Here is a 20,270-nt window from a genome sequence, read left to right on the forward strand (position 1 = left end):
TTTCCTTAATATAGTGCGTAGAAGTGTGCACGTTTTAATTAAGGTTAATTTATTTAAATCAATAATTTAAAAATAGTACTCAAGCGAACTATTTCATCACATAGGCGAAATTTTTGCTAATTTTTTATTATTATCGCGAAACTGCTTTGGTGTTATCTGGTGTTTAGTTTTAAAGCATCGTGCGAAATAGCTTTGCGAACTAAAACCAACTTTATCTGCAATTAACCCAACGGCTAGGTCTGTTTCTAACAGCAGTTTTTCAGCTTGAGTCAAACGAATATTGCGGATGTAGTCAGTGGGAGTTAAATTAAAAATAGCTTTCATCTTTAACTGTAACGCACGCGGGCTAATGTGCATGCGATCAGCCAGCTGCTCAACCGTAAAACTTTCTTGCTGGTAATGTTTATGAACAATATTTTTTAATCGCTCAGTGAACGAATAGTCTTTGTTTTGTATAAACGAAGAATCGCTCGTTCTAGTGACTTCATAGCTCGACAGTTGCAACGACAAATGACGGTTTAGCACTTCTCTAATATTTAATAACCCTTGCACTCTACCTAGTAGTAGCTTTGGTTCAAAGGGTTTGCTGAGAAAATCATCCGCGAGTAAATCAAGGCCTTTTAGTCGGCTTTGGGTATCTGCTTTAGCTGAAAGTAGCAATACAGGAATATGACTTGTTGCCATATTGGTTCTAAGCGTATTGAGTAATTCATAGCCATCCATGATAGGCATCATCACATCGCTAATGACTAAATCGGGCATCTCGCTTTTACACATCATCACACCTTGCTCGCCGTTTTGTGCATTTATACAGATGTAGCTGGGTGAAAACAGTGATACTAGTAGTTGTCTCATGTCTTCATTATCTTCAACTATGAGGATTTTTTTATGTTGTGATGAGTTAATAGTCGTTGCTGGCTCTACCGTGTGCAGTGGTATGGGTTGCATCGCTTTTACCAGTGGTAAACACACCGTAAAGCAGCTGCCTTTTCCTTTTTCACTGTTAAGGCTTATTGAGCCATTGTATTGCTCAGTGAGTTGTTTAACGAGCGCTAAACCAATACCACAACCATTATTATCTGAATTAACGCGGTTAAAGCGTTCAAAAATTGCCTCTTGTTGATGTTTTTCAATACCTATACCTGTGTCTTGTACGCTAATTTGTGCCATTTTATTATTTTCAGACAACGTAATCGTTACGCTACCGTGAGAAGGTGTGTAGTTGAGTGCGTTACTAAGTAAATTACTAATAATAGATAAGGTATGCTGTGGTTCTACATTAATATATAAATCATTAGATGTTTGTTTTTTTATAGAAAAGGTAATCTGCTTTTTAACAAAGAGCATATTAAAGTCTTCAACCAGTTGCTCGAAGATGGTTGAGATTGGGTAGGGTGAAACCGTGTTTAAAGCCGCACTTGGGCGTTGGCTAAGCTGTAATAATCGATTTATTAACGTAAGTAAGTGCTGACTATTACGTTTGATTGTCGATAAATGAATTTGGGCAGCACTCTCTTGAAAGTGTGCTTGTAAATACTCTAAAGGGGCAATAATTAAGCTCAACGGGGTTTTTAATTCGTGACTTATATTGTCTAAAAATTCACTTTTTAATTTATTAAGCTCTTGAGCTTGTTTGTTTTTTTGTTCAGCAATTTTAGCCCGATACATTGAGTGAATGATTAACCAGATAATTAAAATGCTCAAGCTTGCATAAACAATATAAGCAAATGTTGATTGCCACCATGGAGGCACAATAGTGAGGTTTATCAGCTCCTTTGGTTTACTCCACTTTCCATGCTGGTCTTTTACTTTTAATTGCAACTGGTAACTGCCAGCGGGTAGCTGAGAATAGTTGATGTATCGCTGCTTTGCGTCGGTAAATAAAAACTGCTTGTCTAATCCCGCAAGTTTATACGCGTATTGATAAAGAACGGGGGAGGAATTACTGTTTAGTGCGGAAAATTTGAAGCCGATTACCCCTATACCTTTATCAAAAGTAAGGTTGTTGGCATAACTAATTAGTTTGCTATTATTTTCAATGGTATAGCTTTCTATCTCTGAGGCTTGGTTATTAATTAATAAGTCTGTCAGAATTGGCTCAGGGGTTGCTTTGGTGTGTGATAATTCGTGAGGATAAAATTGATTAAAGCCGTTGATCCCGCCAAAGAGTAACTCGCCATCATCGCCTTGGTATGCAGCACCAAGAATAAAGGAGTTGTGTTGGATGCCATCTCTGGGTAAAAAATGTTGCATTTGCCCTGTTTTAGGGTCATACCGTGTTAACCCCTGATTGCTCGAAAGCCACAGTCGCTTTTGCTGATCTTGTTTGATTGCGAAAATATTATCGTTGAGCAAACCATTTTGCTCCGAGATGCTGCTAGAAAGTCCCGTCTTTTTATCAAGGCGGTTTAACCCTCCCATGGTGCCCACCCAAAGTGTATGTTCATTCTCAAGGTGTATAGATGTGACCATGTTATGGCTCAGGCTAGTGGCAGTATCACTATTCGCTTTATAATGGGTAAATTGCTCGTCCGTTAATTGCAATTTATTCAAGCCAACGCGGGTGCCTGCCCATATTGCATTAGCGTACTGGTCATACAGCACGCTAAAAATCGTATTGTTGGATAAGCTATTGGCCAATTTACTATGCTGAAAATGTTTAACGGCTAAGGTGTCTGGGTTAAAGCGAGTGAGTCCTTGGTTGCCACCTAGCCACAAATTACCCTCAGCATCACCCGTAATAGCGTAAATGTTATTGCTACTTAATTGATGGCTTTGTTTGGTAAATGCTGCAAAAGAGTCAGTTTGTGGATCATATCGCAGTAATCCACCGCCATAAGTGCCAATCCACACGCGTTGATTAGCATCCTCAAAAAGACTAAAAATATTATTGTTGGTTAAGCTTGCAGTCTCATTTTCATCTTTTTTATAACGTATGAATCCGTGTTTTGTTAGCTTATTAAGGCCCGAGCGAGTGCCGACCCATAGCCGACCTTGTGAATCTTTTAATAAAGCACGCACAAAATTATGGCTTATAGATGTGGCTATGGATTCTTGGTGTTGTTGGTGGTTAAACTGCTTTTGAGATGCATCATAGCGTTGGATACCGTGACCATCCGTGCCGATCCAAATAATATTCTGAGGGTCTTGGTATAAGGTAAGTAGATAATCACTTGCTAAGCCATTTTGCTGTTTTGCTGAGTGCCTATATTGCTCAAAATGATTGTTCACATTATTAGAATGAGGTTGATAGAAAAGCCCTTTCCCATAGCTTGAGAGCCACAGGTTTTGTTCATTATCGAACATAATATCTGTTACCCAAGTACCCTTGAGTTGCGCTAAATCTTTAAACTGTTCGGTCGTTGGATTAAATGTACTCAAGCCAGTTTTACTGGCTATTAATAGCTGTCCGTTGGGCGTGGTTTTTAAGCGCCAGAGGGATGGCATGCTTTTAGGGTAATGGACAAACTGGGTTGTGTTTTTATCAAATTTGATTAAACCGACATTGCTAGCAATCCAAATATTACTGTCATGATCAGTGATTAAATCTCTAAAAATTACATTGCCTGCATCGGGGTGGGTATAGTTATAAAAATTGGCAGTTTTATGTTCAATATTAAGTTGCGTTAAATTGCCATCCTCATGACCCATCCACAGAGTGTTTTTACTATCCATGGTTGCTGACCAAATGCGGTTATCTTTAATCGCGAGCTCAGTGGTTTGATTAATATGGCTAAATTGCCCTGTTTGAGTATCTAAAAGACTGAGTCCTTGTGTCGCTGTTGTAACCCAAAGGGTACCATTTTTAGTATGTCCACATGCTGTGATCCAATTCCCAGAGAGGCTTGACGGGTCCATCGGATAGGATTTAAAGCGTTTTATGTCATAGCCGTCAAAACGATTAAGGCCTCCTTGAGTAGAAAACCAATGAAATCCACGTTTGTCGTTGATAGCGCAGGTGATTGAGTTTTGTGTTAAACCTTGCTCGGTAGAGTAAGTGTCTAAATGAAGAGACCGGGCATTAGATAGAGCTGAAAATAAAATATTAAAGCTTATAACCACAGTATAAATGATGATTTTACCTATCAACACAGATTCCCTTACGCTTTCATTATTCCCTTAATTGGAACAAGCATAAACTGATTTTTAATTAAAGTTAAGATTGTTTTACTTCATATGTGATGAGATTTTAGTTAATGGGTATCTTTTACTCTTGTGTTAATGATTTGCGTAAGTATAATAGGCTTCCACTTTGCAGGGGCGTAGTTCCAATTGGTAGAACAGCGGTCTCCAAAACCGACGGTTGGGAGTTCGAATCTCTCCGCCCCTGCCAATTTTTCTTGTGAGTGGGTAAAGTCTTAGGTTAAAAATCGGTTTAAATAAGTCTGTTTTTAAGTTTAGATTTTAATGGATTAACCCTGCCATCGTGTAGGGTTGTTGTGTCTGTAGTTAAGGTAATAATATTATGAGCACGAATGTGGAAACACCATCAAGTGGGATGGATGCGGTAAAGTGGCTTGTGGCAATTGCGCTACTTGCAGGCGCAGTAGTTGGTAATTATATGTACGCAGATCAGTCTGTGTTATTACGTGCTATTGGTGTTGTTATTGCAGTTGCTGCTGGTTTAGGCATTGCAGCAGTAACAGAAAAAGGACGTACCTTCCTTGCTTTTGCAAAAGAAGCGCGTATTGAAGTACGTAAAGTAGTGTGGCCTACGCGCCAAGAAACTACCCATACGACATTTATTGTAATGGTAGCAACTGTGATTATGGCACTTATCCTTTGGGGATTAGATGGCATTTTATTCCGCGCAGTAGGCTTTTTAACTGGATTGGAGATCTGATCCCATGTCGGATGAGAACAACGAAAAGAAACTACGTTGGTACGTAGTACAGGCTTTCTCGGGTTATGAGAAGCGTGTTGCACAAACCATTCTTGAGCATATCAAGATTGAAGGGTTAGAAGATAGTTTTGGTGAAGTATTAGTGCCAACAGAAGAAGTGGTTGAGATGCGCGCGGGTCAAAAGCGTAAATCTGAGCGTAAGTTCTTTCCAGGTTATGTATTAGTACAAATGGATATGAACGATGCAAGCTGGCACTTAGTGAACAGCACTGCACGTGTAATGGGCTTTATCGGTGGCACTTCTGACCGTCCAGCGCCTATCAGCTCTAAAGAAGCTGAGCGTATTCTAAACCGCTTACAAGAAAACGCAGAAGCACCTAAACCAGCAACATTATTTGAACCGGGTGAAGTGGTTCGTGTTGTTGACGGTCCATTTGCTGACTTTAGTGGTGTGGTTGAAGCTGTTGACTACGAAAAGAGCCGCGTAAAAGTATCTGTACTTATCTTTGGTCGTTCTACGCCTGTTGACCTTGAATTTGGTCAAGTTGAACAAGATAAGTAATAAAAATTAGATAGTTTATGCGAAGTGATTTATTACTTTGCATAGTACTTGAAAAAGGCCGCTGATTAACTTATAATCAGCGGCCTTTTTGTATTCAGGGATAGAGTTTCTTGAATTGATTACAAAAAGTACGAAACCAATTTTTAAACTGGGAAGCCGCTAGAGTACGCGTCCTCGCGCGCACAAGGCTAAGACCCACCTAATGAGGTATTTATAATGGCTAAGAAAGTTGAAGCTCTAATCAAGCTACAAGTTGCTGCTGGTATGGCTAATCCTAGTCCTCCAGTAGGTCCAGCACTAGGTCAACACGGTGTAAACATCATGGAATTCTGTAAAGCGTTCAACGCACGTACAGAATCTATCGAAAAAGGCGCTCCAGTTCCTGTAGTGATCTCTGTTTACGGCGACCGTTCATTTACGTTCGACATGAAAACGCCACCGGCTGCTTACTTACTTAAGAAAGCTGCAGGCATCAAATCAGGCTCAGGCCGTCCTAACACTGAAAAAGTAGGCACAGTAACTCGTGCTCAACTTGAAGAAATCGTTGAGACTAAACGACCTGATCTTACAGCGGCTGATATGGACGCTGCGGTTCGCACTATCGCAGGTTCTGCGCGTGCGATGGGCTTGAACGTAGAGGACTAAGATAATGGCTAAATTAACTAAACGTATGCGTACTATCCGCGAAAAAGTGGAAGTAACTAAAGATTACGAAATCAACGAAGCAGTTGCTCTTTTAAAAGAGTTAGCGACAGCTAAATTCGTAGAAAGTGTTGACGTTGCTGTTAACCTTGGTATCGATGCTCGTAAATCTGATCAAAACGTTCGTGGTGCTACTGTACTACCTAACGGTACTGGTCGTGACGTTCGCGTTGCAGTATTCACACAAGGCGCTAACGCAGAAGCTGCGAAAGAAGCCGGTGCTGAACTAGTAGGTATGGAAGATCTTGCTGATCTAGTTAAGAAAGGCGAGATGAACTTTGACGTTGTTGTTGCATCACCAGACGCTATGCGTGTTGTTGGTCAACTAGGTCAAATCTTAGGCCCACGTGGTCTAATGCCAAACCCTAAAACTGGTACTGTAACACCTAACGTTGCAGAAGCAGTTAAAAATGCTAAAGCTGGTCAAGTGCGTTACCGCAATGACAAAAATGGTATCATCCACACTACTATTGGTAAGGTTGATTTCACAGCTGAGCAACTTCAACAAAACCTTGAAGCTCTTATTGTTGCGCTTAAGAAGGCTAAACCTTCACAAGCTAAAGGTGTTTACGTTAAGAAAGTAACCATCTCTACAACAATGGGCGCAGGTGTTGCTGTTGACCAAAACACATTAAGCACAACTGTAGCTTAATAAGTGTTTACATGGCGTGAAATTTGTACTATAATTTCGCGCCATTTTGTTGAATAATTTGATTGTTCAACAATGTAAAGAATTCGGGTTGAAGTCCATAATTTCGGTGCGCCTTTTGGCAAAGCGATAAATTGGGCTTCCGTCCAAGACCGTAGGGGGCTTAGGCCTTAATATCCTACGTAGACGGTGTGAATCCCCAGATAGATTTTTCCTAATCCTTCTGGCTCTCGCCGTAAAAAGCATCTCCATCTTTATTGATGGGGAAGAGTAAAACAGGGAAGCCGATAAACGGTAACCCATTAAACCAGGAGTAACACCCATGGCTTTAAATCTTCAAGGCAAAAAAGCAATTGTTGCTGAAGTCAACGAAGCAGCCACTGGTGCTCTATCTGCAGTAGTTGCAGATTCTCGTGGTGTAACAGTTGGTGCAATTACTGCCCTTCGTAAAGAAGCTCGCGAAGCGGGTGTTTGGATGAAAGTTGTCCGTAACACTTTAGCAAAACGTGCTCTTGAAGGAACAGATTTTGAGTGCCTTTCTGATTCATTCGTTGGTCCAAGCTTAATCGCTTTCTCATCAGAGCACCCTGGTGCTGCTGCGCGTATCTTTTCAGATTTCGCGAAAAAGAATGAGAAATTTGAGCTTAAAACGGCCGCTTTTGAAGGCAATGTAGTAGACGCAGGCATGCTTGCAACTCTACCTACATACGACGAAGCTGTTGCACGCTTAATGAGCGCTATGAAAGAAGCGTCTGCTGGCAAATTGTGTAAAACAATTGAAGCAGTACGTGTACAGAAAGAAGAGCAAGCTGCTTAATTTTAAGCTGTTTAAACTTACTTTCGGTGTAAAATTTTTTTGGACCTTTGAGTCCGTTAATTATTAGGAAATTTGTAATGTCTGTAACTAAAGACCAAATCCTTGACGCAATTGCTGAAATGTCAGTAATGGACGTTGTTGCTCTTGTTGAAGCAATGGAAGAAAAATTCGGCGTAACTGCTGCAGCTGCTATGGTAGCAGGTCCTGCTGCTGAAGCTGCTGAAGAGAAAACTGAATTTGACGTAATCCTTACTGGCGCTGGCGCTAACAAGGTTGCGGCAATCAAAGCTGTACGTAGCGCAACTGGCCTAGGCCTTAAAGAAGCGAAAGCTCTTGTTGAAGCTGCTCCAACTCCAGTTAAAGAAGGTATCTCTAAAGAAGAAGCTGAAGCGCTTGCTAAAGACCTTACTGAAGCTGGTGCTGAAGTTGAGGTTAAGTAATCTAGCTCACGCTAGGTTCGCTGCCTGAGAAATCAGGCAAGGGCTGGTGATTATTTAATCACCGGCCTTTTTGCGCTATAGAGTTATGTATTCCTATAGCTCAAATAAAATCTGAATTTCTTTTTAATTTCAACGCTTTATAGTTTGCTAGTGTTGAAGTGGGAGTCTTTCGGAACAACAATTAAATGTTGTACATCTTGGCATAGATGCCAGTTAAGTCTGTTCTTACAAGAACAGGTCGGGTCAAAGATCAGCAAGCTGAGGAACCCCATGGCTTACTCTTATTCTGAAAAGAAACGTATCCGTAAGGATTTTGGTAAACGTCCACAAGTATTGGATATACCTTTCTTACTGTCGACGCAGTTAGAATCGTTTAAAAAATTCTTAGTCCCGGACGCTGATGGCGATCACGGTTTGGAAGCAGCCTTCCAATCAGTGTTTCCAATTAAAAGCTACTCGGGAAATTCTGAGCTTCAATACGTAAGTTATCGTATTGGTGAGCCAGTATTCGATGTAAAAGAATGTCAAATTCGCGGTGTGACTTTTTCTGCTCCACTTCGCGTAAAATTGCGTCTTGTAGTAATGGACAAAGAAGCTCCAGGCACAGTTAAAGACATTAAAGAGCAAGAAGTTTACATGGGCGAAATTCCGCTCATGACCGATACCGGTACCTTTGTAATCAATGGTACAGAGCGTGTTATCGTTTCTCAGCTACACCGTAGCCCTGGTGTATTCTTTGATAACGACCGCGGTAAAACTCACTCATCGGGTAAAGTACTATATAACGCACGTGTAATTCCTTACCGTGGTTCGTGGTTAGACTTTGAGTTTGATGCAAAAGATAACTTATATGTACGTATTGACCGTCGTCGTAAATTACCGGCGTCTATCATTTTACGTGCACTTGAGTATACGACTGAAGAAATCCTTGAGATGTTCTTCGAAACCACTGCATTTGAAGTAACTGACGGTAAAGTTCTTATGGAACTTGTGCCTTCACGTTTACGTGGTGAAACCGCTGCCTTTGATATTAAAGGTGAAGACGGTGATGTGCTGGTTGAAAGTGGCCGTCGTATTACTGCGCGTCATATCAAGAGCATTGAGAAAAAAGGCATTACTCAGTTAGAAGTACCACATGAGTACATCATTGGCCGTGTTATTGCAAAGAACTACGTTGACGAGTCAACGGGTGAAATCATTGCAACCGCTAATGACGAACTAACACTTGAAGTAATGGCTGAGCTTGTAAAAGCGGGTCACACTAAGATTGATACTTTATATATCAACGAAGTTGACAGCGGTGCATATATTTCAGATACCTTACGTATCGATTCAAGCACTAACCGTTTAGAAGCACTTGTAGAAATTTATCGCATGATGCGCCCAGGCGAGCCACCGACGAAAGACGCGGCTGAAGCCTTATTTGAGAACTTGTTCTTCTCAGAAGAACGCTATGACTTATCAACTGTAGGTCGTATGAAGTTCAATAGCCGTGTTGGTTATGACACTGACACAGGCCCTGGCACATTAAGCAAAGAAGACATCGTGTCTGTTATGAAAGTATTAATTGCTATTCGTAACGGTCAAGGCGATGTTGATGATATCGACCACTTAGGCAACCGTCGTATCCGTAGTGTTGGCGAAATGGCTGAGAACCAATTCCGTGTAGGTTTAGTACGTGTAGAACGTGCTGTACGTGAGCGCTTAAGCTTAGGTGACCTAGATGCGATCATGCCACAAGATCTAATTAACGCTAAGCCTATTTCGGCAGCGGTTAAAGAGTTCTTCGGCTCGTCTCAGTTATCACAGTTCATGGACCAAAATAACCCGCTATCAGAAGTAACGCACAAGCGTCGTATTTCTGCATTAGGTCCGGGCGGTCTTACACGTGAGCGCGCAGGCTTTGAAGTACGTGACGTTCACGTAACTCACTATGGTCGCGTATGTCCAATCGAGACTCCTGAGGGTCCAAACATCGGTCTAATTAACTCATTGTCTACGTACGCACGTACTAATGACTATGGTTTCTTAGAAACACCTTACCGCAAAGTGGTAGATGGTGTTGTAACTGATGAAGTAGATTACCTATCAGCCATTGAAGAAGGTCAGTTTGTTATCGCACAGGCGAACTCAAACTTGAACGAGAGCAATGAGTTTGTAGATGAACTTATTCCATGTCGTCACAAAGGTGAATCAACCTTTATGGGTCGCATGGACCAACAATATATGGATGTATCACCACAACAGGTGATCTCTGTAGCGGCCGCACTTATCCCGTTCCTAGAACACGATGATGCTAACCGCGCATTGATGGGTTCAAACATGCAACGTCAAGCAGTGCCAACATTGAAAGCGGATAAGCCGTTAGTAGGTACAGGTATTGAGTTAACACTAGCGAAAGACTCTGGTGTAACAATTGTTGCAAAACGTGGCGGTGAAGTAATGTATGCTGACGCAAGTCGCATCGTTGTTAATGTACATGATGAAGAACGTATCCCTGGTGAAGCGGGTATCGACATCTACAACTTGACCAAGTACACACGTTCTAACCAAAATACATGTATTAACCAAAAACCAACTTGTATGGTTGGTGAACCGGTTACTCGTGGCGATGTGTTAGCAGATGGTCCTTCGACTGACTTAGGTGACTTAGCCCTTGGTCAAAACCTTCGCGTGGCATTCATGCCATGGAACGGTTATAACTTCGAGGATTCAATCCTACTATCAGAGCGCGTAGTTGAAGAAGATCGTCTAACGACTATCCATATTCAAGAACTACAGTGTATTGCCCGTGATACTAAGTTAGGTCCTGAAGAGATCACAGCAGATATCCCGAATGTGGGTGAGTCTGCACTAGGCAAGCTTGATGAATCAGGCGTTGTTTATATCGGTGCTGAAGTTAAAGGCGGCGATATCCTAGTAGGTAAAGTGACTCCGAAAGGCGAAACGCAATTAACACCTGAAGAGAAGCTACTGCGTGCTATCTTCGGCGAAAAAGCGTCTGACGTTAAAGACAGCTCATTACGTGTACCAAACTCTGTAACTGGTACTGTAATTGACGTGCAAGTCTTCACCCGTGATGGTGTTGAAAAAGACAAGCGCGCGCTAGAAGTTGAAGAAATGCAACTTCGTGATGCGAAAAAAGACTTTAACGAAGAATTCCGTATTCTTGAAGCAGGCGTGTTAGACCGTGCTCGCAAGTTACTTGTGGCTGCTGGTCAAAACGAAGAACAATTAGCGACACTTAATGCTGAGAAGCTACTAACTCAAAGCCTTGCTGAAGAAGATAAGCAAGCTGAACTTGAGCAACTAGCTGCACAGTACGATGAGCTTAAAGCTGAATACGATAAGAAGTTTGAAAATAAACGTCGTAAGATCACTCAAGGTGATGACTTAGCACCAGGCGTACTTAAGATTGTTAAAGTATACCTTGCTGTTAAACGTCGTATCCAACCAGGTGATAAAATGGCGGGTCGTCACGGTAACAAAGGTGTTATCTCGACTATCGTACCAGTAGAAGATATGCCATACGATGAAAAAGGTCGTACGGTAGACATCGTACTGAATCCACTAGGTGTACCATCACGTATGAACATCGGTCAGATCCTTGAAACACATATGGGTCTAGCCGCACGTGGTATCGGTGAACGTCTAGAAGAAATGATGAAAGAACAACGAGAGCTTCATGAGCTACGTGAATTCATCAAGCAAGCCTACGAAATTGGTGATTGTCGCCAGAAAGTAGACATTGCTAGCTTCTCTGATGATGAAGTTCGTCGCTTAGCTGTAAACTTAAAAGGTGGTTTACCAATCGCTACTCCTGCATTTGATGGCGCTAAAGAAGATGAAATCAAAGACATGCTTGAGTTAGGTGGCTACCCAAGAAGTGGTCAGGTTACACTTTATGATGGCCGTACTGGTGACGAGTTTGAACGTCAAGTAACTGTAGGTTACATGTACATGCTGAAACTGAATCACTTAGTTGATGATAAGATGCATGCGCGTTCAACAGGTTCTTACAGCCTTGTTACTCAGCAACCGCTGGGTGGTAAAGCACAGTTCGGTGGCCAGCGTTTCGGTGAGATGGAAGTATGGGCACTTGAAGCATACGGTGCCGCTTACACTCTACAAGAAATGCTAACAGTGAAATCGGATGACGTGAACGGTCGTACTAAGATGTATAAAAACATCGTTGATGGTAACCATAAAATGGAACCAGGTATGCCAGAATCGTTCAACGTATTGTTGAAAGAAATCCGCTCACTGGGTATCAACATCGAGTTGGAAGAAAATTAGCCAATTAGGTGCTGTAGCTAGCTACAGCACCTGTTACGGCCGAATAGAATGTAGGGGCGAGATTATCCGCCCTCAAGATTAACTCCGACAGGAGAGCTAAGGTGAAAGACTTACTTAAGTTTCTGAAGCAACAAAATAAGACCGAAGAATTCGATGCAATTCGCATTGGTCTTGCTTCACCAGACATGGTTCGTTCATGGTCATACGGTGAAGTAAAGAAACCTGAGACTATTAACTACCGTACTTTCAAGCCTGAGCGCGATGGCTTATTCTGTGCCCGTATTTTCGGTCCAGTGAAAGATTATGAGTGTTTATGTGGTAAATATAAACGCCTTAAACACCGTGGTGTGATCTGTGAAAAGTGTGGCGTTGAAGTAACACTAACTAAAGTGCGTCGTGACAGAATGGGTCACATCGACTTGGCAAGCCCAGTTGCGCATATTTGGTTTTTAAAATCATTACCGTCACGTATCGGTTTAATGCTTGATATGACACTTCGTGATATTGAACGTGTTCTTTACTTCGAGTCGTTCGTTGTAACTGAACCAGGTATGACAACGCTTGAGCGTAGTCAGTTACTAGGTGAAGAAGAATACTTAGATGCACTTGAAGAGCACGGTGACGAATTTGAAGCGAAGATGGGTGCTGAAGCAGTATTAGACTTGCTTCGTGAACTTGATCTTGGCCAATTAATTGCTGAGATGCGTGAAGAGTTACCAACAATTAACTCTGAAACTAAGCGTAAGAAGATCACTAAACGTCTTAAATTAATGGAATCGTTCCACCAATCAGGTAACAACCCTGAGTGGATGATCATGACAGTACTTCCAGTATTGCCACCTGATCTACGTCCATTAGTACCACTAGACGGTGGTCGTTTTGCGACATCTGATCTAAATGACCTTTACCGTCGTGTTATTAACCGTAATAACCGTCTTAAGCGTCTACTAGATTTAGCAGCACCAGACATTATCGTACGCAACGAAAAACGTATGTTACAAGAAGCGGTAGATGCGCTACTTGATAACGGTCGTCGTGGTCGTGCAATTACAGGTTCTAACAAGCGTCCGCTTAAATCTCTTGCTGATATGATCAAGGGTAAGCAAGGTCGTTTCCGTCAGAACTTACTTGGTAAGCGTGTAGATTACTCAGGCCGTTCTGTAATCACGGTTGGTCCTACTCTTAAGCTTCACCAATGTGGTCTTCCTAAGAAGATGGCACTTGAGCTATTCAAACCATTCATCTATGGCAAATTAGAGCGTCGCGGCATGGCTACGACAATCAAAGCTGCTAAGAAAATGGTAGAGCGTGAAGTTCCGGAAGTATGGGATGTATTAGACGAAGTAATTCGTGAACATCCAGTATTACTTAACCGTGCACCAACACTTCACCGTTTGGGTATCCAAGCGTTTGAACCTGTGCTTATCGAAGGTAAAGCAATTCACTTGCACCCATTAGTATGTGCGGCTTACAACGCCGACTTCGATGGTGACCAAATGGCGGTACACGTACCGTTAACGATTGAAGCACAGCTAGAAGCACGTGCGCTAATGATGTCGACTAACAACATCTTATCGCCTGCTAATGGTGAGCCAATCATCGTTCCTTCACAGGACGTTGTATTAGGTCTTTACTACATGACGCGTGATCGCATTAATGCGAAAGGCGAAGGTACTGTATTTAAAGATCCAAAAGAAGCAGAAAAAGCATACCGTAGTGGTAATGCTGAACTTCACGCTCGCGTAAAAGTTCGTATTAGCCAATCAGTGAAGAACGAAAATGGTGTAGTAGAAGATACTATTACTATTATCGAGACCACTGTTGGTCGTGCAATTCTGTCTCTAATTTTACCTAAAGGTATGCCGTTTGAGTCAATCAACCAAGCGTTAGGTAAAAAACAGATTTCTAGCTTATTAAACGAGTGTTACCGTCGTCTAGGTCTAAAAGACACCGTTGTGTTTGCTGACCAAGTTATGTACACCGGTTTCCACTACGCAATGAAATCAGGTGTTTCAATTGGTATCGATGACTTAGTTATCCCACCAGTTAAAGCATCAATCATTGAAGCAGCAGAAGCTGAAGTAACTGAAATCAACCAACAATTCCAATCAGGTCTTGTAACGGCTGGTGAAAAGTACAATAAAGTTATCGATATCTGGTCACGTGTAAATGAAAACTTATCACGTGAAATGATGGCCAACTTGTCAAAAGACACGGTTATCAATGCTAAAGGTGAAGAAGAAGAGCAACCATCATTTAACTCAGTGTTTATGATGGCCGACTCAGGTGCTCGTGGTAGTGCCGCTCAGATCCGTCAGCTAGCAGGTATGCGTGGTCTAATGGCACGTCCAGATGGTTCAATCATCGAGACGCCAATCACGGCTAACTTCCGTGAAGGTCTAAACGTACTTCAGTACTTCATCTCAACGCACGGTGCGCGTAAAGGTCTTGCCGATACAGCACTGAAAACAGCGAACTCGGGTTACCTAACGCGTCGTCTAGTAGACGTTGCACAAGATTTGGTAATCAACGAAGACGATTGTGGCACAGAAGATGGCTTAACAATGAAACCGCTTATTGAAGGTGGTGACGTTGTAGAAGCACTTCGCGAACGTGTTCTTGGTCGTGTTGTTGCTGAAGATATCGTTATTCCAGGTACTAATACAGTACTTGTTGAACGTAATATCATGCTTGATGAAAAACTGTGTGACCTTCTTGAAGAGCACTCAGTTGATGAAGTTCGCGTACGCTCAGTTATCACATGTGATAACGACTTTGGTGTATGTGCTAAGTGTTATGGTCGTGACCTTGCACGTGGTCATATCATCAACGCGGGTGAATCAGTTGGTGTTATCGCGGCACAGTCAATCGGTGAGCCGGGTACACAGCTTACGATGCGTACATTCCACATCGGTGGTGCGGCATCAAGAGCATCTGCTGAAAACAATGTACAAGTTAAAACTAACGGTACATTAAAACTGCACAACGCTAAATATGTATTAAATACAGACGGTAAGATTGTTATTACCTCACGTTCTACTGAGATCACTATCATTGATAGCTATGGTCGTGAGAAAGAACGTTATAAAGTACCTTACGGTGCGGTATTAACAGTTCAAGATAATGCTGAAGTTCAAGGTAACGACATTGTTGCTACTTGGGACCCGCATAGTCACCCAATCGTTCTTGAGCATAAATCAAAAGTATCGTTCAGCGATATCGATGACTCGAATACAGAGACACAAACTGATGAATTAACCGGTTTAACTCGTATCGTTGTTAAAGATCTAGCGAAAGCGAATGCGAAAGAGCCTAAGCTTATCATTGAAAGCGAAGAGCGCGGCTTGCAAGAAACACGTCTTCCTTCATTCACTACGATTGAAGTAACAGATGGTGCGACTGCAAACCCAGGTGACGTGTTAGCACGTATCCCGCAAGAAGGTTCGAAAACTCGTGATATCACGGGTGGTCTGCCACGCGTAGCCGACTTATTTGAAGCGCGTAAGCCAAAAGAGCCAGCTATCTTAGCTGAGATCACTGGTACTATTAGCTTCGGTAAAGAGACTAAAGGTAAGAAGCGTTTAGTTATCACTCCACCTGAAGGCGATCATTACGAAGAAATGATTCCTAAGTGGCGTCAACTTAACGTGTTTGAAGGTGAGCAAGTGTCTAAAGGTGAAGTTATCGCCGATGGTCCTGAATCACCACATGACATCTTACGCCTACGTGGTGTGACTCATGTTGCTAACTATATCGTTAACGAAGTGCAAGAGGTTTACCGTTTGCAGGGCGTTAAGATCAATGATAAGCACATTGAAACAATTATTCGTCAGATGCTACGTAAATGTACCATCCTTGACGGCGGTCATAGTGAATTCTTAGCCGGTGAGCAAATTGAAGTGGCACGCGTTAATATCGCAAACCGCGACCTTGAAGCTCAAGGCAAGTTACCAGCTAAATTTGAAATCCAGTTAATGGGTATCACTAAAGCGTCACTAGCCACAGAATCTTTCATCTCAGCAGCCTCGTTCCAGGAGACAACTCGTGTCCTAACAGAAGCCGCTGTAAATGGTAAGAGCGATGAACTTCGCGGTCTGAAAGAAAACGTAATCGTGGGTCGTTTGATCCCAGCCGGTACCGGTTTTGCGTATCACCAAGATCGTATGGCACGTCGTAAGCAAAGTTTAGTTGTTGAAGAGCAAACAGTAAGTGCAGAAGAGGCGACTCAAGCACTAACAGATGCTTTAAACGCTGATTTATCTGGAAATCAATAAACTTAATCTAATCAATAGATTAGATTTTAGCAAGGCAGTTATCTGCTGCCTTGCTAACGGTTTATGTTGACAGGTTAAACTTTGCTCATTAAAATTCCGCCACCCATTTACCTGCGCGTTTGTTACGAGCTTGTAAAAAGGGCGGATTTTTTTATTTTTTCAGTAGTAATTTTAATTTCAGGAGCTATTTAAATGGCAACTATTAACCAGCTAGTGCGTAAGCCACGTCGTAGCAAGGTTACTAAAAGTAACTCAGCTGCGCTTAAAGCGTGTCCGCAAAAGCGTGGTGTATGTACTCGCGTATATACAACTACACCTAAGAAACCAAACTCGGCGTTACGTAAAGTAGCTCGTGTACGTTTAACTAACGGTTTCGAAGTAACATCATACATCGGTGGTGAAGGTCATAACCTTCAAGAGCACAGTGTAATCCTAATCCGTGGTGGTCGTGTTAAAGATTTACCAGGTGTGCGTTTCCACACTGTACGTGGTGCACTTGACTGTGCAGGCGTAAGCGACCGTCGTCAAGCTCGTTCTAAATACGGTGCAAAACGCCCTAAGGGCTAATTGTATTCCGTTAGTAAGGCCAAGCACTAAATATTATTAATTATTGTTTTGGGTTATTGTTCCAAAAGGACAAACCTGAATAAACCGGAGATACAAAATGCCTAGAAGACGCGTAATAGGTCAACGTAAAATTCTTCCAGATCCTAAGTTCGGATCGGAACTTCTTGCAAAATTCGTTAACATCGTAATGTTAGACGGCAAGAAATCTACTGCTGAAAAAATCGTTTACGGTGCGCTAGATGTGGCTGCTGAGAAATCAGGCAAATCGCACCTTGAAATCTTTGAGTCTGCACTTGATAACATCCGTCCACAGGTAGAGGTTAAATCTCGCCGTGTTGGTGGTTCAACTTATCAAGTACCAGTTGAAGTACGTCCAGTTCGTCGTAACGCATTAGGTATGCGTTGGTTAGTAGACGCTGCACGTAAGCGTGGCGAAAAATCTATGGGCTTACGTTTAGCTCAAGAAATCGTTGACGCTGCTGATAACAAAGGCACTGCGGTTAAGAAACGTGAAGACGTTCACCGTATGGCTGAAGCGAATAAAGCATTCGCTCATTACCGTTGGTAATCTGCCCTTAACCTTTAAGAGGATCATATGGCACGTACAACTCCACTTGAGCGCTACCGCAATATCGGTATTGTTGCTCACGTAGATGCAGGCAAAACCACCACAACAGAACGTGTTCTGTTTTACACTGGTCTTTCTCATAAGATTGGTGAAGTGCATGATGGCGCCGCAACTATGGATTGGATGGAGCAGGAACAAGAGCGTGGTATCACAATCACTTCTGCTGCAACAACGTGTTTCTGGAAAGGGATGGACGCGCAATTTGACGACCATCGTATCAATATTATTGATACTCCAGGACACGTAGATTTCACTATCGAAGTAGAACGTTCTTTACGTGTACTTGATGGTGCGGTAGTTGTTCTTTGTGCTTCATCAGGTGTACAGCCGCAGACTGAGACAGTTTGGCGTCAAGCGAACAAATACGAAGTTCCGAGAATGATCTTCGTAAATAAAATGGATCGCACGGGCGCTGACTTCTTAACGGTTGTAAGCCAGGTGAAATCTCGTCTTGGAGCAACGCCTGTTCCAATTCAGCTGCCAGTTGGCGCTGAAGACGACTTTAAAGGTGTAATTGACCTTATAAAAATGAAAGTGATTAACTGGAATTCTGAAGACCAGGGCATGACTTTCTCTTATGAGGCAATACCGGCAGAACTTCAAGAGCTCGCTGAAGAATGGCACTCTCACTTAGTTGAAAGTGCTGCTGAAGCCTCTGAAGAACTAATGGATAAGTATTTGGAAGGTGAAGACCTGAGCGAAGCTGAAATTAAAGCAGCTTTGCGTCAGCGTACATTAGCAAACGAAATCGTCCCAATGACGTGTGGTAGTGCATTTAAAAATAAAGGCGTTCAAGCTGTGCTTGACGGCGTTATTGAGTACATGCCTGCACCAACACAAGTGAAACAAATTCAAGGTATCCTTGAAGATGGCACTGAGGAAGAGCGTCCTGCTGATGACAACGCACCGTTTGCTGCACTTGCTTTTAAAATTGCAACAGACCCGTTCGTTGGAACTTTAACCTTTTTCCGTGTTTACTCTGGTACTGTTAAACAGGGTGATGCGGTTTACAACCCAATAAAAAGTAAGCGTGAGCGCCTTGGTCGTATCGTTCAGATGCATTCAAACTCACGTGAAGAGATCAAAGAAGTCCACGCAGGCGATATCGCGGCGGCTATTGGTCTTAAAGACGTAACAACAGGTGAAACACTGTGTGATCCGAATTCTAAAATTACGCTTGAGCGTATGGAATTCCCAGAACCAGTAATCTCTGTTGCGGTTGAGCCTCGCACAATCGCTGACCAGGACAAGATGGCTATCGCACTAGGTAAACTAGCTGCTGAAGATCCATCTTTCCGCGTACAAACTGATGATGAGTCAGGCCAGACTATAATTTCTGGTATGGGTGAACTTCACCTCGATATCATTGTCGACCGTATGAAACGTGAATTCAGTGTTGAATGTAACGTTGGTAAGCCGCAGGTTTCTTACCGTGAAGCTATCCGTGATACCGTTAAGGTAGAAGGAAAGTTCGTACGTCAATCAGGTGGTCGTGGTCAATATGGTCACGTCTGGCTTAAACTTGAACCGATGGATATTTCGGATGATGAAGCCCCAATTTACGAGTTCGTTAACGAAACCGTAGGTGGCTCAGTTCCAAAAGAATACATCCCTGCGGTAGACAAAGGCATCCAAGAGCAAATGGCTCAAGGTGTGCTGGCAGGTTACCCATTACTTGGCGTTAAAGCGACTTTATATGATGGTTCATTCCATGATGTAGATTCGAATGAAATGGCATTTAAAATAGCAGGCTCTTTGGCAATGAAACAGGGTGCACTTGATGCTAACCCTGCTCTTTTAGAGCCAATGATGAAGGTTGAAGTACTCACTCCTGAAGCAAACATGGGTGATGTAGTTGGCGACTTAAACCGTCGTCGCGGCATGATCGAAGGCATGGAAGAAGCATTAGGTGGACTTAAACAAGTTAACGCTTTAGTTCCGCTTTCTGAAATGTTTGGTTATGCAACTGATCTGCGATCTGCAACACAAGGCCGTGCCTCATACTCTATGGAGTTTTTGAAGTACGCTGAAGCCGCAAAAAATGTTGCAGATAAAATAATTGCAGCTCGCACTTAAGTAATTTTTAGCTTGGTTTGGCTCAATAATGAGCTCGACCTTTAATTTCTTTATAGGAATTTTTTAAGATGGCAAAAGAAAAGTTTGAACGCGTAAAACCGCACGTAAACGTTGGTACAATCGGCCACGTTGACCACGGTAAAACTACCCTAACAGCAGCAATCACTAACGTACTTGCAAAAGTATACGGCGGTGTTGCTAAAGACTTCGCATCAATCGATAACGCTCCAGAAGAGCGCGAGCGTGGTATCACAATCTCAACTTCACACGTTGAGTACGATACACCAACTCGTCACTACGCACACGTAGACTGTCCTGGACACGCCGATTATGTTAAAAACATGATCACTGGTGCTGCTCAAATGGACGGCGCTATCCTAGTTGTTGCTGCAACTGATGGTCCTATGCCACAAACG

General features: G+C 42.5%; 13 protein-coding genes and 1 tRNA gene. 13 read left to right on the top strand and 1 reads right to left on the bottom strand.

Annotated features, from left to right (window positions below; genetic code table 11):
* Positions 1-96: 96 nt before the first annotated feature.
* Entirely contained in the window at positions 97-4,092 is a 3,996-nt protein-coding gene (locus ACFI4Z_RS11560; protein WP_462670714.1) for a hybrid sensor histidine kinase/response regulator transcription factor, read from the bottom strand.
* Positions 4,093-4,256: 164 nt separating this feature from the next.
* Here ACFI4Z_RS11560 and ACFI4Z_RS11565 point away from each other — a divergent pair.
* The 13 genes from ACFI4Z_RS11565 to ACFI4Z_RS11625 form a co-directional block, all read left to right on the top strand.
* Positions 4,257-4,333, top strand: a tRNA-Trp gene (locus ACFI4Z_RS11565).
* 132 nt (positions 4,334-4,465) lie between these two features.
* Positions 4,466-4,843, top strand: coding sequence for a preprotein translocase subunit SecE (secE, locus tag ACFI4Z_RS11570; protein ID WP_087532505.1), 378 nt, complete (start codon positions 4,466-4,468; stop codon positions 4,841-4,843).
* 4 nt (positions 4,844-4,847) lie between these two features.
* A complete protein-coding gene (nusG, locus tag ACFI4Z_RS11575; protein WP_058561348.1) occupies positions 4,848-5,405 on the top strand; it encodes a transcription termination/antitermination protein NusG in 558 nt (185 codons plus the stop codon).
* Positions 5,406-5,621: 216 nt separating this feature from the next.
* Positions 5,622-6,050 carry a 50S ribosomal protein L11 gene (gene rplK, locus ACFI4Z_RS11580; RefSeq protein WP_058561347.1) on the top strand — a complete coding sequence of 143 codons (429 nt, stop codon included), beginning with the start codon at positions 5,622-5,624 and terminating at the stop codon, positions 6,048-6,050.
* 4 nt (positions 6,051-6,054) lie between these two features.
* Positions 6,055-6,759, top strand: a complete 705-nt coding sequence (gene rplA, locus ACFI4Z_RS11585) for a 50S ribosomal protein L1 (RefSeq protein ID WP_462670715.1) — start codon at positions 6,055-6,057, stop codon at positions 6,757-6,759.
* Between the two features lie 319 nt (positions 6,760-7,078).
* Positions 7,079-7,573, top strand: a complete 495-nt coding sequence (rplJ, locus tag ACFI4Z_RS11590; RefSeq protein ID WP_099295625.1) for a 50S ribosomal protein L10 — start codon at positions 7,079-7,081, stop codon at positions 7,571-7,573.
* A gap of 77 nt (positions 7,574-7,650) precedes the next feature.
* The gene (gene rplL / locus ACFI4Z_RS11595; RefSeq protein ID WP_099295626.1) at positions 7,651-8,013 is read left to right on the top strand and encodes a 50S ribosomal protein L7/L12; all 363 of its coding nucleotides are present in this window, start codon (positions 7,651-7,653) and stop codon (positions 8,011-8,013) included.
* A 270-nt stretch (positions 8,014-8,283) separates the two neighbouring features.
* Positions 8,284-12,309, top strand: a complete 4,026-nt coding sequence (rpoB, locus tag ACFI4Z_RS11600) for a DNA-directed RNA polymerase subunit beta (RefSeq protein ID WP_462670716.1) — start codon at positions 8,284-8,286, stop codon at positions 12,307-12,309.
* A 101-nt stretch (positions 12,310-12,410) separates the two neighbouring features.
* Positions 12,411-16,583, top strand: a complete 4,173-nt coding sequence (rpoC, locus tag ACFI4Z_RS11605) for a DNA-directed RNA polymerase subunit beta' (RefSeq protein WP_462670717.1) — start codon at positions 12,411-12,413, stop codon at positions 16,581-16,583.
* A gap of 192 nt (positions 16,584-16,775) precedes the next feature.
* Positions 16,776-17,150, top strand: coding sequence for a 30S ribosomal protein S12 (rpsL, locus tag ACFI4Z_RS11610; RefSeq protein WP_002958885.1), 375 nt, complete (start codon positions 16,776-16,778; stop codon positions 17,148-17,150).
* 97 nt (positions 17,151-17,247) lie between these two features.
* Positions 17,248-17,718: a 30S ribosomal protein S7 gene (rpsG, locus tag ACFI4Z_RS11615; RefSeq protein WP_004588211.1), complete on the top strand. Its 471-nt coding sequence runs from the start codon at positions 17,248-17,250 to the stop codon at positions 17,716-17,718.
* 27 nt (positions 17,719-17,745) lie between these two features.
* Positions 17,746-19,854 carry an elongation factor G gene (gene fusA / locus ACFI4Z_RS11620; protein WP_462670718.1) on the top strand — a complete coding sequence of 703 codons (2,109 nt, stop codon included), beginning with the start codon at positions 17,746-17,748 and terminating at the stop codon, positions 19,852-19,854.
* Between the two features lie 68 nt (positions 19,855-19,922).
* The coding region (locus tag ACFI4Z_RS11625) for a GTP-binding protein (protein ID WP_462670719.1) at positions 19,923-20,270 on the top strand (348 nt) is incomplete at its 3' end.

The sequence above is a fragment of the Pseudoalteromonas sp. RWi3 genome (assembly GCF_054960735.1).

Bases quoted from the DNA above. Each gene is read 5' to 3' on its own strand.
- secE (WP_087532505.1), top strand. From the start codon at position 4,466: ATGAGCACGAATGTGGAAACACCATCAAGTGGGATGGATGCGGTAAAG.
- rplL (WP_099295626.1), top strand. From the start codon at position 7,651: ATGTCTGTAACTAAAGACCAAATCCTTGACGCAATTGCTGAAATGTCA.
- rpsG (WP_004588211.1), top strand. From the start codon at position 17,248: ATGCCTAGAAGACGCGTAATAGGTCAACGTAAAATTCTTCCAGATCCT.
- rpsL (WP_002958885.1), top strand. From the start codon at position 16,776: ATGGCAACTATTAACCAGCTAGTGCGTAAGCCACGTCGTAGCAAGGTT.
- rplA (WP_462670715.1), top strand. From the start codon at position 6,055: ATGGCTAAATTAACTAAACGTATGCGTACTATCCGCGAAAAAGTGGAA.
- rpoB (WP_462670716.1), top strand. From the start codon at position 8,284: ATGGCTTACTCTTATTCTGAAAAGAAACGTATCCGTAAGGATTTTGGT.
- nusG (WP_058561348.1), top strand. From the start codon at position 4,848: ATGTCGGATGAGAACAACGAAAAGAAACTACGTTGGTACGTAGTACAG.
- rplK (WP_058561347.1), top strand. From the start codon at position 5,622: ATGGCTAAGAAAGTTGAAGCTCTAATCAAGCTACAAGTTGCTGCTGGT.
- fusA (WP_462670718.1), top strand. From the start codon at position 17,746: ATGGCACGTACAACTCCACTTGAGCGCTACCGCAATATCGGTATTGTT.
- rplJ (WP_099295625.1), top strand. From the start codon at position 7,079: ATGGCTTTAAATCTTCAAGGCAAAAAAGCAATTGTTGCTGAAGTCAAC.